Consider the following 11,996-nt stretch of genomic DNA (forward strand, 5'->3'; position numbering starts at 1 on the left):
GAGGTCTTCGACCTCCGCCCGGCCGCCATCATCCGCGACCTGGACCTGCTCCGCCCGATCTACGCCCAGACCGCCGCCTACGGCCACTTCGGCCGCGAACTGCCCGACTTCACCTGGGAGCGCACCGACCGCGTGGACGCCCTGCGCGCCGCGGCGGGCCTTTGAACCGACTCCGCTCCCCCGCCCCCGCGGCCCGGCGCTCCGGGACGCGGGGCACGAGGAGCGGGAGGAGCGCCGAGGCGCAGTCGGGCAGCGGCGCGGCGGGCTCCGGCCCCGTGCCTCAGCGGCTCCCGGGCGCCGGGCGCACGCCGTCCGCGCGCCGCGGCGACACGGCTTCCGGCCCGGCTCGGCTCGGAGCAGGACGCCGCCGGAGGGGGCACGGTGTCCCGCAGACGGGCCGTGCCCCGGCCCGGGGGCGCGCCGAACCGGCGGCGGCACTCCCGGCTGAGCTGCGACGGGTTGTCACAGCCGACGTACCGGCCGGCTCCGGTGACATCGCCCGGATGGCCAGGGACCGGCTCGGCCGGACCCGGAGAACGCTCACTTCCGCCTTCCCGTAAGCAGGTGCGCCCCGTCCTTGGTCGACTGCGGGCGGATTCCGGAGATTTCCGATCGTGTGCGGATACGGCGACCACGACGTTGCTACGGTCCGTTGACCACGCCGGTGACCGGGCGCCTTCCGAAAAGGGGCCCGGGACCGGCGGACGGGAAAAGCCGAACGTGGAATTCCTCCCAGGAAGCAGGAGATCTGACTGATGAGTACGGGAATGCGCCGGCCGGTCACGGCGGCGGTGACGCTGACCATGGCGGGCACGCTGGGCCTGGGCCTGATGGCGCCCGGGGCGTTCGCCGCCGGCAACGGACCCTGCTACGACGGGCGGTGCCAGATCACCGTGTCCGCGCCCAAGAGCATCAAGGTCGACAGCCGCAAGTTCGGATTCGGGAAGCTGGAGATCACCCACGTCGGTTCCCGGGCCGTGGCGATGTCGGCCACCTCGGGTGGAGTACGCCTGAGCGGCAGCACCAGTCCGGGCGGCACCGTCAAGCTCAACAACCTGAAGATCTGGGTGAAGTCGGTCTCCGGCCGCAAGGCCAAGCTCCAGTTGTTCCCCACGTCCCGCTGAACCTGCCGGCGAACCCCGGCCGTGTCCGTCCCGTGCCGGGGTTCGCCGTGCGGCGGCCGCCGGTCCCCTGGCCTCCAGGGCGTGTCCCGGAAGCGGGCGCCGGGCTTGCGCTGCCCATGAAACTCCCGGACAGCCAAGGACGTTGATCACGTCATGGCTCAAGGACCAGCTCCTCGTCCACTGTCCGACGAAGCCCTCTCCCACCTGCTCGGCAGGCAGCGGTTCGGCACGCTCGCCACCGTCAGGCGCAGTGGCCACCCCCACCTGGCCACCATGCTGTACAGCTGGGACGCCGAAGCCCGCATCGTGCGGCTCTCGACGAGAGCCGACCGGATCAAGGTCGGGCATCTGCGGCGCAACCCGCGCGCGGCGCTGCATGTGCAGGGCGGCGACGTGTGGTCGTTCGCCGTCGCCGAGGGCGAGGCCGAGGTCTCCGGGATGACGACGGTTCCTGTGTTTCGCGGCGGGTCCGCCGACGAAGGTGGCGAGGATGCGAGTGCGGGCCCCGGGCCGCCGCCGCTGACGGGGGCGTCGAGGCACGCCGCGCCCGCGGCGGCGAGGTGCGCGCCCATCCGCTCGGCTTCGGTGGGATCACCGGTGCCGTGATCGACGATGATCGTGGCCGTGTGCTTCGGCGACTGCCCGATGCGGGCCCAGGGCCAGGGCGAAGCGGAAAGCACGGCTGAACTCGCTCCGTCGCATCCGGCTAATACACCGCCATCGACTGGTTGCGCCGGTTCCGGCCGTGCTCTGCCACTGTGCGGCAGCCGCGGCGGGCCACCGCCGGGATCTTCATGAGTCCTCTAGTCGGCGACTATGCCGCGGGCGCTGAGGACGTTCCGCAACTCCGGGCTCAGGAACTCGGAGCCGAGGACGCGCCGGAGGTTCGGAAGCAGCACGAGGTCGTCGAGGGAAGCGACGTCGAACAAGTCGTCCTCGCCGTCCCAGACCGGGGCGCACTCCTGGTACACCTGGTTACCGCCGTCCATGCACAGTTCCTCGACGTCGGCCAGGAGTTCGTCGTCGATCTCCAGTGCTGCGAAGTAGCTGCGCGCCTCGGGCACAACCTGGTACGCCAGGCCGTGCTGCTGGGCGTACTCCCAGGGGTCGTCGCCGAGCCCCTTCTCCTTGAGGAGATCGGCGAGGCGGAACTGGGGTGTGAGCGTCTCGTCGATGTACATCAGCTGCTCGACGACGATCAGCTTGAAGTTGAAGTCTTTGAACGTGGCCATGCGCACAACCTAGACGGCACCACCGACACCAGGACCACCGCAGTCCGGCGACGGAACGCACCTGGTCCGGAAGTGTCCGGCAGCGGACGAGGCAAAGCCGTTTCGTCGGCTATTGGCCCGATGCGGTAGGTGTGCCGGGGCGTCGATCCCTGCGTGAGTGAATTGGTGGAGGATGCAGGACGGTTGTCGCCGTCGGCGCAGGAGGCTCTTCGGCTGCGGGCGGTGGCGGCGTTGGTGGCGGGTCGGACTCGCGAGGATGACGCGGCGGAGTTCCGGGGCTCGCTGGAGGCGGTGGGCAACTGGTGGGCGAAGTGGCCGGCAGGCGGGTGCGAGGCGCTCGTGGCCCAGCCGCGCGGACGACGCCCCGGCGAGCACCAGCCCCTCGATGCGGTCGAGCGGCAGGCGATCCGGCAGGCCGTACCGGATCACCGGCCCCGCGATCCGGGCGTGGGGAAGGCGTCGCGTCGTTCGGTTTCTGATCGGCGGGGGCGTTCGTGGGCCCGCTTGTCGAGCGGGGCGCGGTTGAAGCGTTCGGCCTCGCCGTTGGCCTGGGGCCGGTAAGCGCGGGTGCGCTCGTGCGTGCTCCCGACCGCGGCCGGGGCATCGCGCCCCAGGCGGGACCTGTAACGGGAGCCGTGTCGGTCAGCGCCCGTCCGACGGTGATCCCGCAGGGGCGAAGAGCGCCCGCGCCCGGAAGGCGACGGCGGTCTCCTTCCGCTCGTCCGGGAGGATTTCGCCGTAGGCCAGGCGGGAGTGGTCGTCGACGGCGGTGTGCAGGTGGCTGTGGCCGGCGTTCCGGCGGTTCTCGCGGCCTGCGGGCCGGCCGAGGACCTCGTGGCCGCCGCCGTCGGGGATGTTGCCGAGCTTGTCGGTGTCCACATGCACCGGTCCGCCGGGCCTGTCGCGTTCGTAGCGGCGTACGACGCGGCCGGTGGGCCGGTGCCGGCGGCGCCCGGCGGCCGATGCCCCGTCGGGCAGGAACCGCCCGGGGGGGCGGCGCCGGAATCGGTGCCGCCCCCCGGGGTGTCGTTCGGGCAGCCGGGCCGGGACCCTGCTACAGCGCGTCGCGGGAACGCACGAAGCCGGCGAAGCGGTCGAGTGCCTCGTCGATGTCCTGTGGTCCCAGACCGCTGCAGGACAGGCGCAGACAGCGCAGCGGCCCGGCGGCGGTGCCGGTGTCCACCGCCGTGGCGTCGTAGAAGTGGTGCAGCGGCGTCCACAGCACGCCGTGGTCGCGCGCCGAGCGTTCCAGCGCCTCGTCGGTGACGTCGAACGGCACCGTGACGACGGCGAAGAAGCCGCCCTCGGGGCTGTTCCAGCTCACTCCCGACGAGGCGGGGAAGCGGCGGGCGAGCCCGTCGAGGATCCGGTCGAGGCCCTGCCGGTACACCTCGCTCTCCCGTTCGTTGGCGCGGACCAGACTGCACCCGTGTTCCAGCAGCCGGCCCCCGGCCACCGCCTGGGCGATCGGCGAGGTGTTGACGGTGACCATGCTCTTGGCCTTCGCGAGCAGGTCCGCCAGGTACGGCCCCGACCCGACCGGCTGGTCGGCCACCGCGTAGCCGATCCTCACCCCCGGGAACACCGTCTTCGCCAGCGACCCGAGATGGACCACCCGGCGCCGGGTGTCCAGGGCCTTGAGGGTGGGGAGCCGGTGTCCCCGGCGCGGGAAGAGGCCGTACGGGTTGTCCTCCAGCAGCAGGACGTCCTCCCGCTCCGCGAGGTCGAGGAGGTCGCGGCGCACCGGCTCCGGCATCCGGATGCCGGAGGGGTTGGCGTGGTCGGGCACGACGTACAGGGCGCGCGGCCGCAGCCCGGCGGCACGGGCCCGGCGGATCCGCCGCCGCAGGTCGTCCAGGTCGACTCCGTCCGGGCCCTCGGCGACCGGGTGCACCGGCAGGTCCAGAAGCCGTGCCGCCCCGGTGACCCCGACGTAGGCGGGGGTGACGGCCAGCAGGACGTCGCGGGCGTCGCGGCGCAGCACCCGCAGGGTGAGGAAGAGGGCCTCCTGGCAACCCGTGGTGACGACGACCGCCTCGGGGTCGATGTGCACGCCCTCGTCCACGGCCAGCTGGCGGGCGATCAGCTCGTGGATGATGCCCTTGGTGCGTCCGTACTGCAGGAGGGTGCGCCGGACCTGCTCCTCGGTGCGGCCCTGCCCGGTGCGCAGGTGGTCGCAGAAGACCCGCAGCGCGCGGTGGACGTCCTCGACGTCGTAGAACCCCTCGTAGGGGGTGCCGGCCGCGAGGGAGAGCGCGTCCGGGTAGCGGCCCGCGACCTCGTTGAGGAAGGTCATCGAGGACAGCAGCGGGTCGCTCACCGACGGGTGCAGCGCCAGGGGGTCGAGGCCGTACGCCGTCGTGGTCATCGTGGTTCGCCTCCCGGATGGACGACGGTGCGCAGCCGTGCCGCGGCGGCGAGGTCCGGGCATCCGGCCAGCGCGAGGGCCGACTCCAGCTCCTCGCCCAGCAGACGGAGCACCCGGAGCACGCCCTGGTGCCCGCCGGCCGCCAGGCCCCACAGCACGGGGCGGCCCAGCAGCACGCCGTCCGCGCCGAGGGCGAGGGCCTTCAGCACGTCCGTACCGCTGCGGACACCGCTGTCGAGGAGCACCTCGCACCGCCCCGCCACGGCCCGCGCCACGGCGGGCAGGGCGTCGAGGGCGGGCAGGGCGCCGTCGAGCTGGCGGCCCCCGTGGTTGGACACCACCAGCGCGTCCACACCGCAGGCGGCGGCACGTTCCGCGTCGGCCGGGTCCAGCACGCCCTTGAGGACGAGCGGCAGCCGGGTGCGTTCGCGCAGCCAGTCCAGGTCGGACCAGCCGAGGGACGGGTCGACGACGTTGGCGGTCTGTGCGGCGACCGCGCTCACACCGCTGCTCGCGGCGCGCGGCACACCGTCGGGGCGCGGGCCGAAGTGCACGGCCGACACCCCGTCGGGCAGGGTGAAGGCCCCGCGCATGTCCGCCGTGCGGCGCCCCATCCTGGGTGTGTCGACGGTCAGCATCAGCGCACGGCAGCCGGCCGCCTCCGCCCGCTGCAGCAGTTCCTCGGTGTGGCCGCGGTCGCGCAGCCAGTACAGCTGGAACCAGGTGACGGCGCCGGTGGCGGCGATGTCCTCCACGGTGGTGCTGCTGAAGGTGCACGCCGTGAAGGGGACACCGGCGTCGCGGGCGGCCCGGGCGGCGGCCGGTTCGCCGTCCGGGTGCACTGCCTTCTGGTACGCCATCGGGGCCACGGCCACCGGGAGGGCGCTGTCCGTGCCGAGCAGCGGGCGGGCGGTGCTGACGGACGAGACGTCCGTCAGCACCCGGGGGACGAGATGGAGCCGGTCGAACGCGGCGCGGTTGGCGCGGAGCGTGAGTTCCGCGCCCGCCGCCCCACCGACGAAGCGCTCCACGGCGGCGGGCAGGACGCCCGCCGCCAGAGCCTCCGCGTCGGCGGGGGTGAGCAGGCCGGCGAGTGCCGGGTCGGTCACGCGGTCTCCCCGCCGGCGCCCGCGGCGGCCTCGTGCTCGGCCTTCTCCGCCTGTACGGCCTCGTAGAGCGCGCGGACGTTGCCGCCGCCGAAGCTGTCCGCGCCGGCGCGCTCGATGATCTCGTAGAAGAGCGTGCGCTGGGGGTGGACGGTCCGCGTGAAGATCTGGAAGAGCTGGCCGGCGTGGTCCTCGTCGGCCAGGACTCGGCCCTTGCGCAGCTCGGCGATCGAGTGGCGGTTCAGCTGCAGGCGCCGCTCCAGCCGGTCGTAGTAGGTGTCGGGGGTGCCGAGGAAGACGATGCCGCGCTCGAGCATCCGGTCGACGGTGCGGATGATGTCGGTGGTGGCGAAGGCCAGGTGGTGCACGCCGCCGCTGCCGTGCCGCTCCAGGAAGTCGCCGATGTGGCCGGGGTCGTGCTCCGGGCTCGGCGCCAGGACGGTGAAGGTGAGGTCCCCGGCGGGGCTGCGGACCGCCTTGGAGTCCATGGCCTCGGTGCCCTGCACCATCAGCTCCTCGTAGACGGACTCGTAGCCGAAGACCCGCTCGTAGTAGCCGGTGCTCTCGGCCAGCTGCCCCATGGGGACGCTGACCGCGACGTGGTCGAGGACCGTCAGCCCCACCGGCTCCGGCTCCCCGGTCGCCGCGGCGGGCCCGGCCACCGGCTCGAAGCCGGGCAGCGGGACGGCCGCGTCCGTGTGGCCGGCCGGTCGCTGGACCAGGGTGTGGCGTACGTCGTCGAAGCCGGCGGCGATGGCGGCGGTGACCCAGCCGTCCCGCTCGGCGGGCTCGCGCACGGCGACGGCGGAGCGGGAGACGGCGTCGGCGAAGGCCGCGCGGGCGTCGGGGGTGCTCAGCGCGATGTCGGCTATGCCGTCGCCGTGCCGTGCCACGTATGCGGCGGCCGGGTGGGTGTCGTCGAGCGCCTCGGTCACCACCAGCACGATGTCGCCCTGGCACAGGGCCAGGGAGCGGGAGGTGCCCTCGGGCCCGCCGCGTTCGGCGGTGGCGCGGACCTGGAAGCCGTAGCCGTCGGTGAACGCCGACGCGGCGGCCTCGGCGTCGGCGACGTACAGCTCGACGTGGCTGACGCGCAGGGAGTCGGCGGGGGCGTCGTTCGGTGTCATGTCGTTCTCCTCACGGGGTGGTGCGGGGGACGCGGGGGGCGGGGGTGGTCATTGCTCGGCCATGGCGTCGGCCAGGCTCTTGGGCCGCATGTCCGTCCAGTTCTTCTCGACGTAGTCGAGGCACTCCCGGCGGCTCGCGGCCGGGAGGGCGACGGTCCAGCCGGCGGGGACGTCGGCGAAGACCGGCCACAGCGAGTGCTGGAGTTCGTCGTTGACGAGGACCAGGTACTGCGCGTCGTCGTTCTCGAAGGGGTTGGTCATGGCTGCGCTCCGTGCAGGGGTGGGTCGGATCGGGGTCGGGGTCGGGGTCAGGGGGTGCGGGGGCGGTCGGTCCGGTCGGCCCGTTCCAGCCGTTCGGCGACGGCGCGGCCGATCTCGGCGAGGGGGCCGGGGAGCGTCATGTCGTGGTGGCCGCAGGCGACGGGGTGCACGTCGACGCGGCCGCCGACGTACGGCGTCCACGCGGCGGGAGCCGGCGCCGCCGCGCCCGGGGCCGGTTCGGCGGTGAACAGCAGCACGTCGCCGTCGAAGCGCCGCGGGACGAACTCCCGGGCCAGCCGGGCGTGACGGGCGGCGATCCCGGGCCAGGCCCGCAGCGTGTGCGGCGGGATGTCGGTGAGGGGGGCGCCCTCGCGCCGCAGGATCTCCCGGGCCGCCTCCGGGGCCACCGGACCGCCGTCCGGCGACCGGGGCGCCTCGTGCCCGAGGAAGCGCAGCAGCCGGGCGAGGACGTCGCCCTCGGCCGGGTCCTCCGGGGGTCCGTCGGCACCGGTCCGCTCCACGGCGGCGGTCGCGTCCGGCGGGAAGGAGTCGAGCAGGGCGAGCAGCGCGACGTCCTCCCCCGCCTCGCGCAGCCGTGCCGCCATCTCGTGGGCCACCAGGCCGCCGAAGGACCAGCCCAGCAGGTGGTACGGGCCTTCGGGCCGGACCTCGCGGATCCGGGCGAGATAGTCCTCGGCCATCTCCCCCACGGACGCGGGCGGTTCCTCGGCGCGGGCCAGTCCCCTGGCCTGGAGCCCGTACAGCGGCCGGTCGCCGCCGAGGTGGCTGAGCAGGCCGGAGTACGGCCAGCTCAGCCCGGCCCACGGGTGGACGCAGAACAGCGGCGGCCGGGTGCCCGTGGTACGCAGCGGCAGCAGTACCTCCAAGGCCCGCTGCGCCTCCTCGGGTCCGGTGCCGGCGCTGTCGCCGGAGCGCAGCAGCCGGGCCAGGGCCTCGGGGGTGGGCGCGTCGAACAGCGAGCGGACACCGAGGCCGGTGCCGCGACCGGCGCCGGGGGCCGAGCGGATCCGGGCCATGAGCCGGACCGCGGCCAGGGAGTGCCCGCCCAGCTCGAAGAAGCTGTCCTCGGGGCCGACCCGGTCCACGCCGAGCACCTCGGCGAACAGCTCGCACAGCAGCCGTTCCCGCGCGTCGCGCGGCGGGCGCCCGCCGCCCGGCGGGGTGAACGCGGGCTCGGGCAGGGCCTTGCGGTCCAGTTTCCCGTTCACGGTGAGGGGCAGGTCCGGCAGGGTCACGACCGCCGCGGGCACCATGTACTCCGGCAGGTGGTCCGCGACGTACCGCCGCAGCCGGGCCGGCGCGACGGCCCCGGGCTCCGCTCCGGCGGCGGGCACCGCGTAGGCGACCAGGCGCGCCTCGTCCCGTTCGCCGGCCCGCACGACGACCGCCGCGCGGGCGACGCCCGGATGCGCGCGCAGGATTGCCTCGACCTCGCCCGGTTCGATCCGTACACCACGCACCTTGACCTGCTGGTCGGCGCGGCCCAGGTACTCCAGGGCCCCGTCGGCGCGCCATCGGGCCAGGTCGCCCGTGCGGTACAGGCGGCCGCCCGCGCCGTCCCGGTCGAACGGGTCGGCGATGAAGCGTTCCGCCGTCAGCGCGGGCCTGCCGTGGTAGCCGTGCGCCAGCTGGATCCCGGCGAGGTACAGCTCGCCGGTGGCCCCGGGCGGCACCGGGCGCAGCGCCGCGTCCAGGACGTACACCCGGGTGTTCCGGACCGGCCGGCCGATCGGCACCGGGCCCCGCGCGCCGGGCTCGCAGTCCCAGTGGGTGACGTCCACGGCCGCCTCCGTGGGGCCGTAGAGGTTGTGCAGCCGCACTCCGGGCAGCACGCCGTGGAAGCGGGCCGCCAGGTCGGCGGGGAGCTCCTCGCCGCTGCACACCACCCGGCGCAGGGTGGTGCAGCGGGCCGCGGCGGGCTCGTCGAGGAACGCGCCGAGCATCGGCGGCACGAAGTGCGCCGTCGTCACCCGCTCGGTGCGGATCAGCTCCGCGAGGTAGGCCGGGTCCCGGTGCCCGTCCGGGCGGGCGACGACCAGGGCCGCCCCGGTGACGAGCGGCCAGAACAGCTCCCACACCGAGACGTCGAAGCCGGTCGGGGTCTTGTGCAGCACCCGGTCCCCGGCGGTGAGGTTGTACGCGTCCTGCATCCACAGCAGGCGGTTGACGATCGCCTCGTGCGACACGGCGACGCCCTTGGGCCGGCCGGTGGAGCCGGAGGTGTGGATGACGTACGCGGGGTTGCGGGGGTGGGGGGCGCGGGGGGTGCGCACCTCGCCCGGGCCGGGCGGGGGGACGTCGCCCGGGTCGGCGTCCACGACGAGGACGGGGGTGTCGTCCGGCAGCGGGGAGTCCGCCGCCACCGCCGCGGTGACCAGGGTGCGGACGGGGGCGGTGTCCTCCAGCAGCAGGGCGATGCGTCCCGCCGGGAGCCCCGGGTCCACGGGGACGTAGGCGGCGCCCGTCTCCAGTACCGCCAGCAGGGCGACGACCAGTTCCACGGAGCGGGGCACGGCGACCGCGACACGGGTCTCCGGTCCGGCACCGGCCCGGCGCAGGCGCGCGGCGAGCGCGGTGGCGCGGGCGGCCAGTTCGGCGTAGGTCGGCCGCTGCGTCCCGTGGACCACGGCCACCGCGTCGGGCGTGCGCGCCGCCTGCGCCGCGAACAGCTCGGGGAGGGTGGTCGGCGCGACGGGTGCCGCCGTGTCGTTCCAGCGGGTGAGGACCCGTTCGCGCTCCTCGTCGCGGAGCACGTCGACGGCCGCCGTCCTCCGGTCGGGCTGCGCGGCGAACTCCCGCAGCAGCAGGCCCAGCCGGTCCGCCAGCGCGGTCACGGCCGCGTGGTCGAAGTGCGCGGGCTGGTAGCCGAGACGGAGGGTGAGAGCGTCGTTCCGGGCTCCCTGGGTGACGATCAGGCTCAGCGGGTAGTGGGTGGCGTCCCGGCCCTTCACCCCGGTGAGCCGCGGCGCGGACGTGCCGGCGCGCGGGGCCAGCGCCTCGCGGTCGACCGGGTAGTTCTCGAAGACCACCAGCGTGTCGAAGAGCGCGGGGTGGCCGGAGAGCCGCGTGACCTCGCTCAGGCCGAGGTGCTGGTGGGCCATCAGGGACGACTGTCCGGTCTGCAGCCGTGTGAGCGTCTCCAGGAGGGTCGCCGCCGGGTCGAGGGCGACCCGTACGGGCAGGGTGTTGATGAAGAGACCGACCATGGACTCGATTCCGGCGACCTCCGGCGGGCGGCCCGCGACGGTGGCGCCGAAGACGACGTCGTCGCGGCCGGTCGTCCGGGACAGCAGCACCGCCCAGGCCCCCTGGACCAGGGTGTTGACCGTCAGGCCGTGTTCCCGGGCCAGCCGGCGCAGGGCCGCGGCCGTGTCCGGGGGCAGTTCCAGCGCGACGTGGCCGGGTTCGGCCGTGGGCGCGCCGGTCGCCTCGGGGACGAGCAGCGTCGGTTCCTCCAGCCCGGCCAGCTCGGCGGTCCACGCGGCCCTGGCGGCGTCCCGGTCCTGGGCGGCGAGCCAGCGCAGGTAGTCGCCGTACGGGGTGACCGGGGGAAGACCGGCCGCGGAGCCCGCCGCCGCGTACAGCGCGAACATCTCACCGAGCAGCACGGGCATGGACCAGCCGTCCACAAGGATGTGGTGGGGCGTCAGGACGAGGCTGTGCCGCTCGTCGCCGAGCTTCACCAGGGCGATCCGCAGCAGCGGGGCGCGCGTCAGGTCGAAGCGCGCCGACCGCTCCTGCTCGGCGACGCGGTCCCGCCGGGCGGTCCGCGTCTGCGCGGGCCCGTCCGTCAGGTCGACGGTCCGCCACGGGAGTACGGGATCGCGGACGATCACCTGGACGGGGGCGCCGGTGGTGGTGTCGTGGACGAACGCGGCCCGCAGGTTGGCGTGCCGGCGCAGCAGCTGCGTCCATGTCGCGCGCAGCGTCGCCTCGTCGAGGGGGCCTTCCAGGTCCAGGACGAGCTGGGCGGTGTAGACGTCGGTGTCCTGGACGTCGTACAGCGCGTGGAAGAGGAAACCGTCCTGGAGCGGGGAGAGCGGGAGGACGTCCTCCAGGCCGGGGTGGACGGCCTCCAGGGCCGTCACCTGGTCCTGGGTGAGCGTGACGAGGGGGAAGTCGGACGGCGTGTGGCCGCCGGCGTCCGGGTCGTCCGCGAGCGCCTCCAGCGCCCGCAGCCACCGCTCGGCCAGGTCCCGCACCCCGGCCTCGTCGAGCAGACCGCCCGCCCACGTGAACGTCGCCGACAGCACCGGGCCCTGCGGACCGTCCAGCGCGATGGCGTTGATCTCCAGGGCGTGCGCGAGCGGGACGGCCGGATCGGCGGGGAGGGAGCCCTGCGGCTGTTCGACCGGGGACCAGTCGGCGTCGGACGCGGGACCGGAGGCGGAGGTGGGCGTGCGGCCCAGGTAGTTGAAGCCGATCTGCGGCCGGGCCAGACCGGTCAGCGCGGCCGCGGTGCCGGAGTTGAGGTAGCGCAGCAGGCCGTGGCCCGCGCCGTCGCCCGGGACGCTCCGGAGCTGTTCCTTGGCCTGCTTGACGGCGTCCGCCGGGTCGTCCCCGGTGACCTGCAGCCGTACGGGGTGGACGCGGGTGAACCAGCCCACCGTGCGGGACAGGTCCACGTCGGCGCGGTCGCTGTCACGGCCGTGGCCCTCCAGATCGACCAGCACCCCGCCGCCGGCGGCCGTGCCGCGCGCCTCGCGCCACTGACGCACCGCCAGGGCCAGCGCGCCCAGCAGCACGTCGTTGACACC

Annotated in this window: 9 protein-coding genes and 2 pseudogenes; 4 read left to right on the forward strand and 7 right to left on the reverse strand. The window is 74.6% G+C overall.

From position 1 onward, the window contains the following. From ACIBAI_RS28700 to ACIBAI_RS28710, 3 genes and pseudogenes are all read left to right on the forward strand, one after another. The coding region (locus tag ACIBAI_RS28700; protein ID WP_399038008.1) for a methionine adenosyltransferase domain-containing protein at positions 1 to 165 on the forward strand (165 nt) is incomplete at its 5' end. Between the two features lie 590 nt (positions 166 to 755). After that, positions 756 to 1,124 carry a hypothetical protein gene (locus ACIBAI_RS28705; RefSeq protein WP_399038717.1) on the forward strand — a complete coding sequence of 123 codons (369 nt, stop codon included), beginning with the start codon at positions 756 to 758 and terminating at the stop codon, positions 1,122 to 1,124. 153 nt (positions 1,125 to 1,277) lie between these two features. Continuing rightward, positions 1,278 to 1,577: pseudogene (locus ACIBAI_RS28710) on the forward strand (pyridoxamine 5'-phosphate oxidase family protein); the annotation flags it as partial. 350 nt (positions 1,578 to 1,927) lie between these two features. Here the strand turns inward: ACIBAI_RS28710 and ACIBAI_RS28715 are convergent. Next, positions 1,928 to 2,356, reverse strand: a complete 429-nt coding sequence (locus ACIBAI_RS28715) for a DUF6892 domain-containing protein (protein WP_399038719.1) — start codon at positions 2,354 to 2,356, stop codon at positions 1,928 to 1,930. A gap of 234 nt (positions 2,357 to 2,590) precedes the next feature. Between ACIBAI_RS28715 and ACIBAI_RS28720 the strand changes: the two genes are divergently transcribed. Beyond that, on the forward strand, positions 2,591 to 2,917 hold the full coding sequence (locus ACIBAI_RS28720; protein ID WP_399038731.1) for a hypothetical protein: 327 nt from the start codon (positions 2,591 to 2,593) through the stop codon (positions 2,915 to 2,917). Here the strand turns inward: ACIBAI_RS28720 and ACIBAI_RS28725 are convergent. The 6 genes and pseudogenes from ACIBAI_RS28725 to ACIBAI_RS28750 all read right to left on the reverse strand — a co-directional run. Further along, positions 2,806 to 3,274, reverse strand: a pseudogene (locus tag ACIBAI_RS28725) (DDE-type integrase/transposase/recombinase); the annotation flags it as partial. The gene ACIBAI_RS28720 and the pseudogene ACIBAI_RS28725 sit on opposite strands and share 112 nt — an antisense overlap. A 136-nt stretch (positions 3,275 to 3,410) precedes the next feature. Beyond that, complete coding sequence (locus tag ACIBAI_RS28730) at positions 3,411 to 4,724, reverse strand: PLP-dependent aminotransferase family protein (protein WP_399038721.1); 1,314 nt, start codon at positions 4,722 to 4,724, stop codon at positions 3,411 to 3,413. After that, positions 4,721 to 5,833, reverse strand: coding sequence for an alpha-hydroxy acid oxidase (locus ACIBAI_RS28735; protein WP_399038723.1), 1,113 nt, complete (start codon positions 5,831 to 5,833; stop codon positions 4,721 to 4,723). The genes ACIBAI_RS28730 and ACIBAI_RS28735 overlap by 4 nt, the downstream gene beginning before the upstream one ends. Then, positions 5,830 to 6,957 (reverse strand): 4-hydroxyphenylpyruvate dioxygenase, encoded by a 1,128-nt coding sequence (gene hppD, locus ACIBAI_RS28740; RefSeq protein WP_399038725.1) that lies wholly within the window; start codon positions 6,955 to 6,957, stop codon positions 5,830 to 5,832. Before hppD ends, ACIBAI_RS28735 begins: the two co-directional genes overlap by 4 nt. A gap of 48 nt (positions 6,958 to 7,005) precedes the next feature. Beyond that, positions 7,006 to 7,218, reverse strand: a complete 213-nt coding sequence (locus ACIBAI_RS28745) for an MbtH family protein (RefSeq protein WP_399038727.1) — start codon at positions 7,216 to 7,218, stop codon at positions 7,006 to 7,008. Positions 7,219 to 7,265: 47 nt separating this feature from the next. After that, positions 7,266 to 11,996 (reverse strand): amino acid adenylation domain-containing protein (locus ACIBAI_RS28750; protein ID WP_399038729.1); only part of this gene is annotated, 4,731 nt, incomplete at its 5' end.

This window comes from Streptomyces sp. NPDC051041 (genome assembly GCF_044456065.1).
GTDB lineage: Bacteria > Actinomycetota > Actinomycetes > Streptomycetales > Streptomycetaceae > Streptomyces > Streptomyces glaucus.

Excerpts from the sequence above, each read along its gene's own strand:
- ACIBAI_RS28715 (WP_399038719.1), bottom strand. The coding sequence starts at position 2,356 with ATGGCCACGTTCAAAGACTTCAACTTCAAGCTGATCGTCGTCGAGCAG.
- ACIBAI_RS28745 (WP_399038727.1), bottom strand. The coding sequence starts at position 7,218 with ATGACCAACCCCTTCGAGAACGACGACGCGCAGTACCTGGTCCTCGTC.
- ACIBAI_RS28730 (WP_399038721.1), bottom strand. The coding sequence starts at position 4,724 with ATGACCACGACGGCGTACGGCCTCGACCCCCTGGCGCTGCACCCGTCG.
- hppD (WP_399038725.1), bottom strand. The coding sequence starts at position 6,957 with ATGACACCGAACGACGCCCCCGCCGACTCCCTGCGCGTCAGCCACGTC.
- ACIBAI_RS28705 (WP_399038717.1), top strand. The coding sequence starts at position 756 with ATGAGTACGGGAATGCGCCGGCCGGTCACGGCGGCGGTGACGCTGACC.